At 64.0% G+C, this 15866-nt stretch carries 15 protein-coding genes; 4 read left to right on the top strand and 11 right to left on the bottom strand.

All coding sequences use genetic code 11. The annotated features are described in order from the left end of the window. Nucleotides 1-62: 62 nt before the first annotated feature. The gene (locus ACZ9H4_RS13395) at nt 63-530 is read left to right on the top strand and encodes an NINE protein (protein WP_408146990.1); all 468 of its coding nucleotides are present in this window, start codon (nt 63-65) and stop codon (nt 528-530) included. A gap of 16 nt (nt 531-546) precedes the next feature. Here ACZ9H4_RS13395 and ACZ9H4_RS13390 read toward each other — a convergent pair whose 3' ends face one another. Together ACZ9H4_RS13390 and ACZ9H4_RS13385 are read right to left on the bottom strand one after the other, a co-directional pair. Then, nucleotides 547-1695 (bottom strand): PA0069 family radical SAM protein, encoded by a 1149-nt coding sequence (locus tag ACZ9H4_RS13390; RefSeq protein WP_476119251.1) that lies wholly within the window; start codon nt 1693-1695, stop codon nt 547-549. Nucleotides 1696-1795: 100 nt separating this feature from the next. Beyond that, nucleotides 1796-2284 (bottom strand): Lrp/AsnC ligand binding domain-containing protein, encoded by a 489-nt coding sequence (locus ACZ9H4_RS13385; RefSeq protein WP_408146986.1) that lies wholly within the window; start codon nt 2282-2284, stop codon nt 1796-1798. 169 nt (nt 2285-2453) lie between these two features. Between ACZ9H4_RS13385 and ACZ9H4_RS13380 the strand changes: the two genes are divergently transcribed. Beyond that, nucleotides 2454-3740: a D-amino acid dehydrogenase gene (locus ACZ9H4_RS13380; protein ID WP_408146984.1), complete on the top strand. Its 1287-nt coding sequence runs from the start codon at nt 2454-2456 to the stop codon at nt 3738-3740. Between the two features lie 150 nt (nt 3741-3890). On the opposite strand, the gene ACZ9H4_RS13375 is transcribed toward ACZ9H4_RS13380, so the two are convergent. From ACZ9H4_RS13375 to ACZ9H4_RS13350, 6 genes are all read right to left on the bottom strand, one after another. Next, the gene (locus ACZ9H4_RS13375) at nt 3891-5681 is read right to left on the bottom strand and encodes an acyl-CoA dehydrogenase (protein ID WP_476119250.1); all 1791 of its coding nucleotides are present in this window, start codon (nt 5679-5681) and stop codon (nt 3891-3893) included. Nucleotides 5682-5789: 108 nt separating this feature from the next. Continuing rightward, entirely contained in the window at nt 5790-6725 is a 936-nt protein-coding gene (locus ACZ9H4_RS13370; protein WP_476119249.1) for an electron transfer flavoprotein subunit alpha/FixB family protein, read from the bottom strand. A 22-nt stretch (nt 6726-6747) separates the two neighbouring features. Then, entirely contained in the window at nt 6748-7497 is a 750-nt protein-coding gene (locus ACZ9H4_RS13365; RefSeq protein WP_476119248.1) for an electron transfer flavoprotein subunit beta/FixA family protein, read from the bottom strand. 239 nt (nt 7498-7736) lie between these two features. Then, nucleotides 7737-8531, bottom strand: a complete 795-nt coding sequence (locus tag ACZ9H4_RS13360) for a MetQ/NlpA family ABC transporter substrate-binding protein (protein ID WP_476119247.1) — start codon at nt 8529-8531, stop codon at nt 7737-7739. Between the two features lie 44 nt (nt 8532-8575). Then, entirely contained in the window at nt 8576-9229 is a 654-nt protein-coding gene (locus ACZ9H4_RS13355) for a methionine ABC transporter permease (protein ID WP_121315372.1), read from the bottom strand. Then, nucleotides 9219-10253, bottom strand: coding sequence for a methionine ABC transporter ATP-binding protein (locus ACZ9H4_RS13350; RefSeq protein WP_408140919.1), 1035 nt, complete (start codon nt 10251-10253; stop codon nt 9219-9221). Before ACZ9H4_RS13350 ends, ACZ9H4_RS13355 begins: the two co-directional genes overlap by 11 nt. Before the next feature lie 240 nt (nt 10254-10493). Here ACZ9H4_RS13350 and ACZ9H4_RS13345 point away from each other — a divergent pair, with 240 nt between their 5' ends. After that, nucleotides 10494-11396 (top strand): lysophospholipase, encoded by a 903-nt coding sequence (locus ACZ9H4_RS13345; RefSeq protein ID WP_476119246.1) that lies wholly within the window; start codon nt 10494-10496, stop codon nt 11394-11396. 141 nt (nt 11397-11537) lie between these two features. Here the strand turns inward: ACZ9H4_RS13345 and ACZ9H4_RS13340 are convergent, their stop codons facing one another. Both ACZ9H4_RS13340 and ACZ9H4_RS13335 read right to left on the bottom strand, forming a co-directional pair. Next, entirely contained in the window at nt 11538-12338 is an 801-nt protein-coding gene (locus tag ACZ9H4_RS13340) for an enoyl-CoA hydratase (RefSeq protein WP_476119245.1), read from the bottom strand. A gap of 53 nt (nt 12339-12391) precedes the next feature. Continuing rightward, entirely contained in the window at nt 12392-13315 is a 924-nt protein-coding gene (locus tag ACZ9H4_RS13335) for a histone deacetylase family protein (RefSeq protein WP_408140913.1), read from the bottom strand. A 282-nt stretch (nt 13316-13597) separates the two neighbouring features. Here ACZ9H4_RS13335 and mltB point away from each other — a divergent pair, with 282 nt between their 5' ends. After that, complete coding sequence (gene mltB, locus ACZ9H4_RS13330) at nt 13598-14746, top strand: lytic murein transglycosylase B (protein ID WP_476119244.1); 1149 nt, start codon at nt 13598-13600, stop codon at nt 14744-14746. Nucleotides 14747-14848: 102 nt separating this feature from the next. On the opposite strand, the gene cysM is transcribed toward mltB, so the two are convergent. Beyond that, nucleotides 14849-15751 carry a cysteine synthase CysM gene (gene cysM, locus ACZ9H4_RS13325; protein WP_168663612.1) on the bottom strand — a complete coding sequence of 301 codons (903 nt, stop codon included), beginning with the start codon at nt 15749-15751 and terminating at the stop codon, nt 14849-14851. Nucleotides 15752-15866 lie beyond the last annotated feature (115 nt).

The raw sequence follows: 15866 nt of genomic DNA, 5'->3' as shown, positions 1-15866 counted from the left end.
GTCGGTCCGCGCCCAACGGCGCGCCGGTCCTTTCGACCGCCTGTCACTCTGCCCACGCCTACATGTCCACCCTTGTTTCGACTTCCCCGCGCTTCAGATCCAAGACGATTACCGCCGCGCTGGCGTTCCTGCTCGGCAGCCTCGGCGCCCACCGCTTCTACCTGTACGGCAAACGTGACATTTTCGGCTGGGCTCATCTGCTCGGCACGCTGATCGGCATTCCTGGCGTCATGCTGCTGGTGGCGAGCGAACGGGCTTCGATCCTCGGCTGGGCGCTGGCGTTTCTCGGTGCTGTTTCGCTACTGGCCGCATTTCTCGCCGCGATCGTCTACGGTCTGCGTCCGGACGAAAAATGGGACGCGCAGTTCAACGCGCAGACGCAACGCAAGAGCCGCTCAGGCTGGACCGTGGTGTTCATCGTGATCTTTTCGCTGCTGATCGGCGCGTTCCTGCTGATGACCGGCCTCGCCATTTCGTTCCAGACTTACTTCGAAAGTCAGGTGGAAGCGGCGAAAGCGATCTCGCAATGACTGGGCGCGCGCCGCGCTAAAAGAGCCTCAGTTGCGGATTGTCGCGCACCAGCTCCTCGGCCCGCGCCGGCTCGATGCGGCGAAAGTGCGACATGTCGAGAATGCCGCGGTCGCGCCGGTTCAAGCCCAAACGGCGCACGGCGTTGTGAAATCGCTGCTTGAGCAGATCCGCCCATAAGCCCTCCCCCTTCATTCGCGCGGCAAAGGACGAGTCATAGTCCTTGCCGCCGCGCATATCGCGCACGCGGCTCATCACGCGATCTGCGCGGTCGGGAAAATGCGCAGCGAGCCAGTCCTTGAACAGCGGCGCCACTTCCCACGGCAGACGCAGCACGATGTAGCTCGCGTTGCTCGCACCGGCCTCGGCGCAAGCCTCCAGCACGCGCTCCATGTCCGGCTCGGTGACGAACGGGATCACCGGCGCAATGCTGACGCCAACCGGAATGCCCGCCTCGCTCAGCGTACGGATCGTGCGCAGCCTGCGCGACGGCGTCGCCGCGCGCGGTTCAAGCGTGCGCGCGATTTCCGCGTCGAGCGTCGTGATGGTGATGGCCGCCACGAATTGCCCGCGCGCGGCCATGGGTGCGAGCAGATCGATATCGCGCTCGATCAGCGACGATTTGGTGATGGCCGCGAACGGCTGATGGCGTTCGCTGAGCACCTCGACCACTCGGCGCGTCAGGCGCAAGTCACGCTCGGCGGGCTGCCACGCATCCGTGTTGACGCCCAGTGCAATTGGCTCGGGAACATAGGACTTCTTCGACAGTTCCCGTTCGAGCAACTCGGGCGCATTGATCTTCGCGTAGATCCGGCTTTCGAAGTCGAGACCCGGCGACAGCCCCAGATAACTATGCGTAGGCCGCGCGAAGCAATAAATACAGCCGTGTTCGCAACCGCGATACGGATTGAGCGACACGCCGAACGGAATATCCGGCGACACGTTGCGCGTGAGAATGGATTTGGCGCGTTCCTCGAAGACCTGCGTGCGCAAGACTTTGGGCTCATCGCCTTCTTCGCCCCCGGCCGGCTGCCAGCCGTCGTCCACCGCTTCGCGCTGGTCGACTTCATAACGGCCTTGCAGGTTCGTCACCGCCCCGCGCCCCTTGCGAGGCGCGGGCGGTGCGATCGGAAATTCTCGAGCGGAAGGGGTATCGGAGTTAGCCACGGCCAAGGTCACGCAAAACAGAAAACGGCGCACAGCACCTGTATAAATATACAGTGTTTACGCCGTTTGTCGAGCCCCGCTGTCGTGACAAAGTGCCCGGCTAATCTCCTACCGCGATCGTCAGCGTTTCCTTGATCTCTTCCATCACCATATAGCTCTTCGACTGCACCGCGCCCGGCAATTGCAGCAGGATGTCCCCAAGCAGCTTGCGGTAGTCGGCCATTTCGCCGATGCGCGCCTTGATCAGATAATCGAAGTCGCCCGACACGAGATGGCACTCCAGCACTTCGGGAATCTTCTGCACTTCGCGTCGGAACTGGTCGAACATGTTGCCGCTCTTGTGATCGAGCGTGATCTCGACGAACACCAGCAGGGCCGCGCCCAGTTCGGCGGGATTCACACGCGCGTGGTAGCCGGTGATCACGCCGTCGCGCTCCATCCGTTTGACCCGCTCGATGCACGGCGTCACCGATAGCCCGACCTGCTCGGACAGGTCCTTCATGGCCATCCGGCCATCCTGCTGCAGCAGCCGCAGGATCTTGTGATCGAGTTTGTCGAGGGCTCGGACCGGCTGGCGCTGTGTACGCATGATGTTTTTGCTGAAAATTCTGAAAATACAATAACAAAACCTGCCTGACTGTTAATAGTATAGCGGTTAGCACTGGGCGATCAGCGTTATACCTCGTGAATCGAATGAAACCGAACGAATCGACGAGCGCACGCCCTCCCACCCTCTTTGCAAGTATCCAGGAGCAGCTATGCGAGTCGTCGTTTTGGGCAGTGGCGTCGTCGGGGTGACGACCGCGTATTACCTGGCGCGCGCGGGTCATGAAGTGACCGTGATCGACCGCGAGGCCGGCCCGGCGCTCGAAACCAGTTTTGCCAATGCGGGGCAGATCTCGCCCGGCTACGCGTCGCCGTGGGCGGCGCCTGGCGTGCCGCTGAAGGCCGTCAAGTGGATGTTCCAGAAGCACGCACCGCTCGCGATCCGGCTCGACGGCACGCAATTCCAGTTGCAATGGATGTGGCAAATGCTGCAGAACTGCACATCAGCGCGCTATGCGGTGAACAAGGGCCGCATGGTCCGCCTCGCCGAATACAGCCGCGACTGCCTGCAGGCACTGCGGGCCGATACCGGCATCCAGTACGAAGGCCGCACCGGCGGCACGCTGCAGGTGTTCCGCACGCAGCAGCAATTCGACGGCGCCGCGAAAGACATCGCCGTGCTGCAGGACGCCAACGTGCCGTATGAACTGCTGTCGGCGGCCGAGCTCGCGCAAGCCGAGCCGGCGCTCGCCGCGGTCTCGCACAAGCTGACCGGCGGCCTGCGCCTGCCGGGCGACGAAACCGGCGACTGCCAGATGTTCACCACGCGCCTCGCCGCGCTGGCCGAGCAGCTGGGCGTCCAATTCCGCTACAACACGCCGATCGACGCGCTCGCGATGGCCGGCGACCGGGTCGCCGGCGTGCAATGCGGCGGCGAGCTGGTGCGCGCGGATTCGTTCGTGGTCGCGCTGGGTTCGTATTCGACCCGGTTCCTCACCGGTCTCTTGAAGATTCCGGTCTACCCGCTCAAGGGCTATTCGATCACCGCGCCGATCGTCGACGAAGCGGCCGCGCCGGTGTCCACCGTGCTCGACGAGACCTACAAGATCGCGATCACGCGTTTCGACAACCGGATTCGCGTCGGCGGGATGGCGGAGATCGTCGGCTTCGACAAGTCATTGCGCGAGGCGCGCCGCGCCACGCTGGAACTGTGCGTGAACGACCTGTTCCCGGGCGGCGGCGATACGTCGAAGGCCACGTTCTGGACCGGATTGCGTCCGATGACGCCGGACGGCACGCCGATCGTCGGTCGCACGCCGGTGGCGAACCTGTTCCTGAATACGGGTCACGGCACACTGGGCTGGACGATGTCGTGCGGCTCGGGCCAGTTGCTGGCCGACGTGATGTCGGGCAAACAGCCCGCCATCAAGGCGGACGACCTGTCGGTACACCGCTATCTCGGCGAGACCGGCGGCGCGCATCGGCCGGCCTATGCCTGAAGCCGAACGTCAGGCGCCTCGTCGCTTGACGCTCGGCAAGCAGTCGCGCCGATCGATCATCGCGCGCGCACCGCTGCAATAAAAGCAAACGGCGCCTTATAAGGCGCCGTTTGCTTTTCCAGGCCGGCGCATCCGGCCCAGCGTGTCGCGTCAGAACTGATCGTCCGACAAAGCCAGCACGCTCTCCCCACCCTTCGCACTGACAATCGACGCTTCGAGCGCCGCTGCCTGCGGCAGCACGTGCTCCGCGTAGAACTGCGCGGTCGCGATCTTCGCGCCGTAGAACGCCGGATCTTCGTCGCGTTTGTCGGCCGCGACGAGCAGCGCGCGCGCCATCTGCCAGCCGCCCAGCACGATACCCGCGAGATTCAGATAAGGCACGCTGCCGGCGAACACCGCATTCGGATCGCTCTTCGTATTCGCCAGCACGAAGTCGACCGCCGCACTCAGCGAACGATGGCCCTGCGCCAGATACCGCTTCATCGAGTCGAACGCCGGGTCCTGCTTAGTGCCGAGCGCATCAACCGTTGCGGCGATGTCCGCGAGCAGCGACTTCGCCACCTTGCCGCCGTCACGCACGGTCTTGCGGCCGATCAGATCATTGGCCTGGATTGCGGTCGTGCCTTCGTAGATCGGCAGAATGCGCGCGTCGCGGTAGTACTGCGCGGCGCCGGTTTCTTCGATGAAGCCCATGCCGCCATGCACCTGCACGCCGAGGCTCGTCACGTCGATCGACAGTTCAGTGCTCCAGCCCTTCACGATCGGCACGAGGAATTCGTAGAGCGCCTGATGCGCGGCGCGCGTCGCGTCGTCCGGATGACGATGCGCGATGTCGCAATGCGCGGCGGCAACGTAAGCCAGCGCGCGCGACGCTTCGGTGAGGCCGCGCATCGTCGCGAGCATGCGGCGCACGTCCGGGTGCTGAATGATCGCAACCGACTGTTTCGCGGAGCCATCCACCGGGCGGCTTTGCACGCGATCCTTCGCGTACGCGACGGCCTTCTGATACGCGCGATCCGAAATGCCGACGCCCTGCATGCCCACCGCGAAACGCGCTGCGTTCATCATGATGAACATGTATTCGAGGCCGCGATTTTCTTCGCCGATCAGATGACCGATCGCACCGCCGTGGTCACCGAACTGCAGCACCGCGGTCGGGCTCGCCTTGATGCCGAGCTTGTGCTCGATCGACACGCAATGCACGTCGTTGCGCTCGCCGAGCGATCCGTCTTCATTGACGAGAAACTTCGGCACGATGAACAGCGAAATGCCCTTCACGCCTTCGGGCGCATCCGGCGTGCGCGCCAGCACGAGATGGGCGATGTTCTTCGCCATGTCGTGCTCGCCCCATGTGATGAAGATCTTCGTGCCGAACAGCTTGAACGAGCCGTCGCCCTGCGGCTCGGCGCGCGTGCGCACCAGCGCGAGATCGGAGCCGGCCTGCGGCTCGGTCAGGTTCATCGTGCCGGTCCATTCACCGGAAATCAGCTTCGGCACATAGGTTTGCTTTTGCGCTTCGGTGCCGGCGGTGAGCAGCGCTTCGATCGCGCCGTCGGTCAGCAGCGGACACAGCGCGAAAGACAGGTTCGACGCGTTGAGCATCTCGACGCAGGGCGTGGCGATCAGCTTCGGCAAACCTTGGCCTTCATAGTCGAGCGGGTGCTGCACGCCTTGCCAGCCGCCTTCGGCGAACTGGCGGAAGGCTTCCCTGAAACCCGGCGTCGCAGTGACGACGCCATCCTTCCAGCTGCTCGGGTTGCGATCGCCCTCGACGTTCAGCGGCGCCAGCACTTCACCGCACAGTTTCGCCGACTCGTCGAGCACGGCCTGAGCCGTGTCGAGGTTCGCGTCCTCGAAACCCGGCAGTGTCGCGATGCTTTCGAGACCGGCCAGTTCTTTCATCACGAACAGCATGTCCTTGATGGGCGCCGTGTAGCTCATTCTGGTTCTCCTCCTGTCTAGATAAAAAAAGGGCGCCGGACTTGATCGGTCCCGCGCCCTTCGTGTGCTCCCAGACGCCTTGTACCCGGCGCTGTGGCGCTGCGGCGATTAGCCGAGCTCGCTAACCAGTTCCGGCACGAGGGTAAACAGATCGCCCACGAGACCATAATCGGCGACGCTGAAAATCGGCGCTTCCGGGTCCTTGTTGATCGCGACGATCACCTTCGAGTCTTTCATGCCGGCCAGATGCTGGATCGCACCCGAGATGCCGACGGCCACGTACAGTTGCGGCGCAACGATCTTGCCGGTCTGGCCGACCTGATAGTCGTTCGGCACGAAGCCCGCATCGACTGCCGCGCGGGAGGCGCCCAGCGCTGCGTTCAGCTTGTCGGCCAGCGGCTCCAGAACCTTCGTATAGTTCTCGCCATTGCCCAAACCACGGCCACCCGACACGATGATCTTCGCCGACGTCAGTTCCGGACGGTCCAGTTTCGTCACTTCACGGCTCACGAACTGGGTAACGCCCGCGTCTGCTGCCGCCTCGATCTTTTCCACGCTCGCGCTGCCGCCTTCTGCTGCCACCGGATCGAAGCCGGTCGAGCGCACCGTGATGACCTTGATCGGATCAGCCGATTGCACCGTTGCGATCGCGTTGCCCGCATAGATCGGACGCTCGAACGTGTCGGCGCTATCCACGGCGGTGATGTCGCTGATCTGCGCGACGTCGAGTTTCGCGGCGATACGCGGCGCGATGTTCTTGCCGTAGGCAGTCGCCGGCGCGAGGATGTGCGTGTAGTCCTTCGCGATGTTCATCACGGTCGCTTCGACGTTTTCCGCGAGGCCCGCTTCGAGTTGCGGCGCGTCGGCCAGCAGCACCTTCGACACACCCGCGATCTTCGCAGCCGCATCGGCAGCAGCTTGCGCGTTGTGACCCGCGACCAGCACGTGAACGTCACCGCCAATCTTCTGCGCCGCTGCGATCGTGTTCAGCGTCGCGGCCTTGATCGACGCATTGTCGTGTTCTGCAATTACAAGATTCGTCATTTCGTCCGTCTCCGGGTTCTACTTAAAGCACCTTGGCTTCAGTCTTCAGCTTCTCGACCAGCGTCTTCACGTCCGGCACCTTCACACCGGCGGAGCGCTTCGGCGGTTCGGCGACTTTCAGCGTCTTCAGGCGCGGCGTGACGTCCACGCCCAGGTCTGCGGGCTTGATCGTTTCGAGCGGCTTCTTCTTTGCCTTCATGATGTTCGGCAGCGTCACATAGCGCGGCTCGTTCAGGCGCAGGTCGGTGGTGACCACGGCCGGCAGCGTCAGCGACAGCGTTTCGGCGCCGCCGTCCACTTCGCGCGACACGGTTGCCTTGCCGTCAGCCACGACAACCTTCGACGCGAACGTCGCTTGCGGCAGATTAGCCAGCGCGGCGAGCATCTGACCGGTCTGGTTCGAATCGTCGTCGATGGCCTGCTTGCCGAGAATGATCAACGAAGGCTGCTCCTTGTCGACCAGCGCCTTCAGCAGCTTGGCAACCGCCAGCGGCTGCAGTTCTTCGGTCGACTCGATCAGGATCGCGCGATCCGCGCCGATCGCCAGCGCCGTGCGCAGCGTTTCCTGCGCTTGCGTGACGCCTGCGGACACAGCGATCACTTCGGTCGCCACACCGGCTTCCTTCAGACGCACCGCTTCTTCCACTGCGATTTCATCGAACGGATTCATCGACATCTTCACGTTCGCGATGTCGACGCCCGTGCCGTCCGACTTCACCCGGACTTTCACGTTGTAATCGACCACTCTCTTGACTGGCACCAGGATTTTCATGCACACGCTCCAAAGTTACGAATACGTCAACCCAACGAACATTATAGCGACTGCCCTCGGGGCAACCTTTTGTCGCGGGCGCTTTAGCAGAAGGATATCGCTCCTCAGCGGCGTGACGGCAATAGCGAACGATCGTTCTATTTTAATCTCGAAAAAACCCGGGCGGCAACCCCGGGTTTCAACTTACGCCTCTAATTCGTCATGGCCGTCGTCTCTTGCCCGATGTCCAGGCCGCTGGCTCACCAGGCGGTGATCACCGACCCACCGAACTTGCTGTCGACAAACTGCTTCACTTCCGGCGAATGGTACGCCGCGACCAGCTTGGCGACCCACGGCTTGTTCCGGTCGGCTTCGCGAATTGCGATGATGTTCACGTAGGGGCCCTTCGGATCTTCGACAGCGATCGCGTCCTGCTTCGGCTTCAGGCCGGCTTCCATCGCGAAGTTCGTGTTGATGGCGGCCGCATCGACGTCGTTCAGCGAGCGCGGGATTTGCGCGGCGTCGAGTTCGACGATCTTCAACTTCTTCGGATTCTCGACGATGTCGAGTGGCGTCGCCTTCAGACCCGCATCGGCGCGCAGCTTCAGCAGCCCCTGCTTCTGCAGCAGCAACAGTGCCCGGCCGCCGTTGGTCGGATCGTTCGGCACGGCGATCTTCGCGCCCGGCTGCAGTTCGGCGAGCGTCTTCACCTTCTTCGAATAGATCCCCATCGGGTAGGTGACCGTGTCCGCGATGCGGATCAGTTTGTAGCCGCGATCCTTCACCTGCGCCTGCAAGTACGGGTCGTGCTGGTAGCTGTTCGCGTCCAGATCGCCGCCGGCGAGCGCCGCGTTCGGCTGCACGTAGTCGGAGAATTCGATGACCTTGATATTGAGGCCGTTCTTCGCCGCGACCGTCTTTACGACTTCCATGATCTGCGCGTGCGGGCCGCCCGTGACGCCGACCTTGATGCTGTCTTCGGCGTGGGCCGCGGTGGCGAACAGCGACGCGGCGGCGAACGCCCCGGCGAGCTTGAGAATGAAACGACGTTGCATGATGGACCTTTCCGACTCTGTTGGCGGGTTCCGATGACCCGTATTTATTTATGGCTCAAACGACGCACGAGCCAATCCCCGAATGACTGCACCAGCTGCACGAACACGATCAGGATCACCACGACCGTCAGCATCACCTCCGGCAGGAAACGCTGATAGCCGTAGCGAATACCGAGGTCCCCGAGACCGCCGCCGCCGATCGCGCCGGCCATCGCCGAATAACCGACCAGCGACACGAACGTGATCGTCAAGCCGGCGACCACGCCCGGCAGCGATTCCGGCAGCAACACCTTGAACACGATCTGGCCGGTGGTCGCGCCCATCGCCTGGGCCGCTTCGATCAGCCCGCGATCGACCTCGCGCAGCGCGGTCTCGACCAGCCGTGCGATGAACGGCGCGGCGGCGATCGTCAACGGCACGACCGCTGCCGCCGTCCCGATCGACGACCCCACAACGAGGCGCGTGAACGGAATCACCGCGACCAGCAGGATGATGAACGGCGTCGAGCGGACCGCATTGACGATCACGCCCATCACACGATTCACCGCGACGTTTTCCAGCACGCCCTGGCGGTCCGTCAGATACAGCAGCACGCCGAGCGGCAACCCCACCAATGCGCCGACCAGTCCGGAAATGCCCACCATCACGAGCGTTTCCCAGAACGACTGGACGAACATATCGAACATTTCACTCAACATGCGAAAGCTCCTCCACCACCACACCCTGTTCACGCAGATACGTCAGCGCCTGCGCCACCTTCGTCGGTTCGCCGCCCGCGAGCACCGCGAGCGAGCCGAACGCCTGCCCCTGGATCTCGTCGATCTGGCCGTGCAGGATGTTGAAGTCGAGTTCGTAGCGGCGAATCGTTTCCGACAGGATCGGCTGATCGACGCCGGAGCCCGTGAACGCGAGCCGCAACAGGTGGCCGCTGCCGGTCTTCAGGCGCTCTGCGACACGCGCCTTCATCGCCGGCGGCAGCTCCTGCGCGATCACGTCGCCGATCAGCGCGCGCGTCACTTCATGACGCGGCTGCAGGAACACGTCGATCACCTTGCCCTCTTCGACCACGCGGCCCGCGTCCAGCACCGCGACGCGGTCGCAGACCTGCTTGATCACGTCCATCTGGTGCGTGATCAGCACGATCGTCAGGTTCAGTTCGCGATTGATGCGCTTGAGCAGGTCGAGAATCGCGCGCGTGGTTTCGGGGTCGAGCGCAGAGGTGGCCTCGTCCGAGAGCAGGACTTTCGGCTTGCTCGCCAGTGCGCGCGCGATGCCCACGCGCTGCTTCTGCCCGCCGCTGATCTGCGCCGGATAGCGGTCCTTCTGCGCCGACAGGCCGACCAGTTCGAGCAGCGGCAGCACGTTCGCTTCGATCTCGTCGCGCTTCATGCCGGCGAGTTCGAGCGGCAACGCGACGTTTTCGTACACGGTGCGCGACGACAGCAGATTGAAGTGCTGGAAGATCATGCCGATCTCGCGGCGCGCCTCGCGCAACTGCGCGGCGGGCAGCGTGGTCAGATCGCGGCCGTCGACGACGATATTGCCTTCGGACGGGCGCGTGAGCAGGTTGATGGTGCGCACGAGCGTACTTTTGCCCGCGCCGCTGCGGCCGATGATGCCGAACACCTCGCCCGCCGGAATCGACAGATTGACGTTGTGCAGCGCCTCGACCCAGCCCCGGGGCCCGGCGAACCGCTGGGAAATGTTGCGTATTTCGATCATGGAAAAACGAAACGGCGGACTCTGTCACCGAGCGTTGTGCGCTCCCGACAAGCGGCCGCCGTTGCTTTTATTGGGATTTGAGCCCGCAATTCTACCGCAGCGCCGACATTTCCTTTAATAATCAATTACGATCTTTTCATAACCTGTGAGCATTAGAGGGGCGTGCGACATGCAATGCTCGCGTGCCGGGCGTCGCTGCGACTATGATCGGGCGAACCAGAATCAGGACGAGTCGCAGCCATGGAAACATCCGAAAATAACAACGTGCGCGCGAGCGGCGGCAAGCAGAACGTCGACGGGCCGCAGCGCTCGTCGGTCACGACCGCCGACGGCGTCGCACTGCCGTTGTACCGCTGGCCGGCCAGCGGGCCGCTGCGCGCTACCGTCGCGCTGTTGCACGGGCTGGCCGAGCACGCCGGCCGCTACGCCGCACTGGCCGGGCGACTCAACGCGGCCGGTATCGAACTGGTCGCGATCGACTTGCGCGGCCACGGACACGCGCCCGGCAAGCGGGTCTCCGTCAAGCGTTTCGACGACTATCTGCTCGACGCACAGGCCCTGCTCGACGCCGCCGCGCAAAGCTGCGCGCCGCTCTTTCTGATGGGCCACAGCATGGGCGGCGCGATAGCCGCGCTGTACGCGATCGAACGGCTCGAAGCGAGCGGCCGGCGGCTGAGCGGTCTGATTCTGTCGAGCCCCGCGCTCGCGCCGGGACGCGACGTGCCGCGCTGGATGCTTGTGCTGAGCCAGGTGATCAGCCGCGTCTACCCAGGTTTCCCGGCGATGAAGATCGACGCCGCGCTGCTGTCGCGCCTTCAGCCGGTGGTGAACGCCAACCTCAATGATCCGCTCGTGCATCACGGGGCGATTCCGGCGCGCACCGGCGCGGAACTGTTGCTGGCGATGGCGCGGATCGAACGTGGCCGTGCGGCCTTGCGCATGCCGCTGCTGGTGTACCACGGCACCGCCGACAAACTCACCGAGCCCGAAGGCAGCCGCGCGTTCGGCCAGCACGCGGGTTCGCCGGACAAGACGCTCACGCTGCACGAAGGCAGCTATCACGAGACGATGAACGATCTCGATCGCGACCGGGTGATCGGGGCGCTGATCGATTGGATCGAGAAGCGGGCGGTGGGGCGTTGAACGTGTGATGCTGTGGGGCGAACGAAGCGCGAGGCTTTCTCGCCGGCCGCCGGTTACCGCTCGCAGATGGCCGGCTGTGAGGCGCCGCCAACCTGCGGCGCACCGCCGGCCACAACAGTTACAGCCATCCTTTGCGCCCGCCTAACGCTTCCAGTCCGGCGCGCGCTTGTCGATGAACGCCTGCACGCCTTCGAGCGCCGAGTCGTCCATCATGTTGCAGGCCATCGTCTGGCCGGCAAGCTGGTAAGCCGCCTCGATACCCATTTCGAGCTGGCGATAGAAAAGCCCCTTGCCGGCGCTCACCGCCTCGACCGGTTTCGCGCAGATCGTCGCGGCAAGCCGCGCGAGTTCCGCGTCGAGCGCGTCGGCGGGAACCACCCGGTTCACGAGGCCTTGCTGCTTCGCTTCGGCGGCATCGATGAAATCGCCGGTGAGCAGCATATCAAGCGCCGCCTTGCGCGACAGGTTGCGCGAGAGCGGCACCGAAGGCGTCGCGCAGAACAGCCCCAGGTTCACGCCAGACACGGCGAAACGCGCGGAATCCGCCGCGACCGCCAGATCGCACATCGCCACCAGCTGGCAGCCGGCCGCCGTGGCAACGCCCTGCACGCGCGCGATGACCGGTTGCGGCATACGCTGGATCGTCATCATCAGCTTCGTGCACCGGGCGAACAGCCGCTGGTAATAAGCCAGCGACGGCGCCGCGCGCATTTCCTTCAGATCATGTCCCGCGCAGAACGCACGCCCCGCGCCCGCGATGACGACCACGCGAGCATCTGACTGAGCGATCCGCGTCAACGCATGCTGCATCTCATCGAGCAAAGCCTCGGAGAGCGCGTTGAACGCGTCGGGCCGGTTCATCGTCAACAGCACGACGCCCGGCACCCGATACGCATCGTGTTCGATCTCGATCAGTGAAGCGCTGCTCGCCTCCGCGTTCATGGCTCGCTCCTCATTGCGTTGCGTGGTTGCCGCCGGTGGCACGGCGGGCTTGTTCAGATGCCGGCCAGCGAGCGCACGTGCGCAACCACGCTGCGTCCAAGCGCCGACAGGTTGTACCCGCCCTCGAGACAACTGACGATGCGCCCGCGCGCATGGCGTTTCGCGATCTCGCGCATCTGATCGGTGATCCACGCGTAGTCGTCTTCGACGAGGCCCATGTTGCCGAGATCGTCCTCGCGATGCGCGTCGAAGCCCGCCGAGATGAACAGCATCTCCGGCTTGAATTCATGCAGGCGCGGCAGCCACAGCATGTCCACCGCCTCGCGCACTTCCATGCCCTTCGAGCGTGCGGGCATCGGCACGTTGCACATGTTGGACGCCTGGTTGTCGGCGCCGGTGAACGGATAGAACGGATGCTGGAAGATGCTGCACATCAGCACGCGCGGGTCGCCCGAGAAAGCCGCTTCGGTGCCGTTGCCGTGATGCACGTCGAAGTCGATGATCGCGACGCGCTGCAGCCCGTGCACGTCGAGCGCATGACGTGCGGCGATCGCGACGTTGTTGAAGAAGCAGAAGCCCATCGCGCGCGCCGGCTCCGCATGATGGCCGGGCGGACGCACGCTGCAGAAGGCATTGTCGTAACGGCCTTCGATTACCGCGTCGGTCGCGGCCACCGCGGCGCCCGCCGCGCGTAACGCGGCTTGCAACGTGTGGGGGTTCATCGTCGTATCGGGATCGATCTCGGCGATGCCTTCGACGGGCGACCGGCTGCGGATGTAGTCGACGTGCGCTTGCGTATGCACGCGCAGCAGCGCGGCTTCGTCCGCGAGCGGCGCGGACTCGCGCTCGATCAGCGAGTCGATGCGGCTCGCGATCAACTGATCTTCGATGGCCTGCAGGCGCGCGGGACATTCGGGATGCCATTGCCCCATGTCGTGCAGCAGACAGTCGGCGTGAGAATAAAGACCTGTTGCCATGATTTTCTTCTGCGACGCAACGCCTTCGCGGCGCGCGTAGCGTGTCTCCTTCCAGAGGCGCACCCTCGCGGCGCGCCGACATTCGTCAAGTTACCACACGATGCCGCTGTGACGAGTTCGACACGGTTTTGCAGAAGGCGTCGGGTATACTGCCCCGAACCTTTTTCCCCTGTCTCCCGCACACTGCACCCCTTGCTCACTATGACCGTCAAGCTTGCTCTGTCTGCACGAAACCGGCTTCATCTCGGCGCGTTGGCCGCCTCATTGTCCGTCGCATCGTGCTTGGTCATGGCAACCAGTCCGGCGCTCGCGCAAGGCGTCGGCAAGAAACAGCCAGTGCTGATCGCGCAAGGCCAGCCGCAACCGTCTGTGCCGCAAGGGCAAACGTTTGAAGAAGAGATCATCCCGCAGCGCTACGCGAACAATGCGAATGTCGACGCGTTCATCAACGACATGGTCGCGCGCTACGACTTCGACGAGTCCGCGCTGCACGCGCTGTTCGCCGGCGTCAGCTATTCGGCGACTGCGGTCAAGCTGGTCACGCCGTCGCCGTCACCGGCAGTGAAGAACTGGCGCGTGTATCAGTCGCGCTTTCTCGACCCGGTTCGCATCAACGCCGGTGTGCGCTTCTGGCGCGAGAACCAGGCCACGCTGCAACGCGCGTATGAAGAGTTCGGTGTGCCGCCGGAAGTGATCGTCGGCATCATCGGCGTGGAAACAATTTACGGCCGCTACATGGGCAACTTCCGCGTGCTCGACGCGCTGACCACGCTCAGCTTCGACTACCCGAACACCGCCAATCGCGGCGACCGTCAGGCCACCTTCCGCAAGAATCTCGAAGACTATCTGGTGTGGACGCGCGACGCGCAGATCGACCCGACCACGGTGCTCGGCTCGTACACCGGCGCGATCGGCATTCCGCAGTTCCTGCCAAGCAGCATCACGCAATACGCGGTGGACTACGACGGCAACAAGCACATCGATCTGCGCACGAGCCCGGCGGACGCGATCGGCAGCGTGGCGAACTATCTGCGTCAGAACGGCTGGGAAAGCGGCCGGCCCGTGGTGTGGCGGATCGGCTCGGACGCCGGCAGCCTGGGCGTCGCGCAAGCGGCCGCCGACGGCCAGCCGGAGCCGCACTGGCCGCTCGAACAGTTACTGCGCGCCGGGCTGCTGCTGAACGAACCGGGCGTGGACGTCGCCGCGGAAGCCGGAACGCCGGTGACGGTGGTCGACCTGCCGTCGCCGGGACGCGGTACCGAGTTCAAGCTGGGACTGAAGAATTTCTACGTGCTGACGCGCTATAACCGTAGCTTCTTTTATGCGCTGGCGGTGTATCAGTTGGGCCAGAAGGTCAAAGCGCAGATGGAGGCAGGCAACGCGGCGAACGGCGCCAATGGCGCGGCGGCGCCGAATGGCAATTCGCAATAGAGCGAACGTGACGCGCATGCTCCATGCGCCCCACACCAACAGACGTAAAAAAAGCGCCGGCTCGACCGGCGCTTTTTCATAGGCGGGCGTGACGACGCACGCTTAAGCGGGAAAGACCCCGGTGGACAGATACCGGTCGCCGCGATCGCAGACGATGAACACGATCGTCGCATTCTCGACCTGGCGCGCGATACGCAGCGCGACCTCGCATGCGCCGCCCGACGAAATACCGGCGAAGATGCCTTCGACCGATGCCATCCGGCGCGCCATCGCTTCCGCGGCGGCCTGGCTCACGTTCTCGACACGATCCACGCGGCTGCGGTCGAAAATTTTCGGCAGATAGGCTTCCGGCCATTTGCGAATACCCGGAATGCGTGAGCCTTCCTCCGGCTGCGCGCCGATGATCTCGATCGCCTGATTCTGCGTCTTCAGATAAGTGGACACGCCCATGATCGTGCCGGTCGTGCCCATCGACGAGACGAAATGCGTGATGCGCCCTTCGGTGTCGCGCCAGATTTCCGGGCCCGTGCCCTCGATGTGCGAAGCCGGATTGTCCGGATTCGCGAACTGGTCGAGGATGATGCCCTTGCCTTCGCGCTGCATCTGCTCGGCCAGATCGCGCGCGTACTCCATGCCGCCGGTGACGGGTGTCAGAACGATCTGCGCGCCATACGCCGCCATGCTCTGACGGCGTTCCACCGACAGGTCTTCCGGCATGATCAGCACCATCTTGTAGCCACGGATCGCCGCCGCCATCGCGAGCGCGATGCCGGTGTTGCCGCTCGTCGATTCGATCAGCGTGTCGCCCGGCTTGATGCGCCCGCGCGCTTCCGCTTTCTTGATCATCGACAGGGCCGGACGATCCTTCACCGACCCCGCGGGATTGTTGCCCTCGAGTTTCGCAAGCACCACGTTATTGCGGCTGCGGATTTCGTCGTCGGGGAGCCGGACGAGTTGCACGAGCGGCGTATTGCCGATCGTATCTTCAATCGTTTTGTAAGCCATATCGGTTCTGGTGCTGTCGATGCGCGGAGTCTTCAATCCATCGATTCTAAACCACCGTGCCCGCAGCTGCCGCGCGGCCCTTCTGCCGGCATGGGTGCAACGCGCTCATCGCGCG

Source organism: Paraburkholderia sp. TE9906, assembly GCF_056279605.1.
The sequence above is the reverse complement of the archived record's forward strand: the minus strand, read 5'-3'. Positions and strand labels throughout refer to the sequence as shown.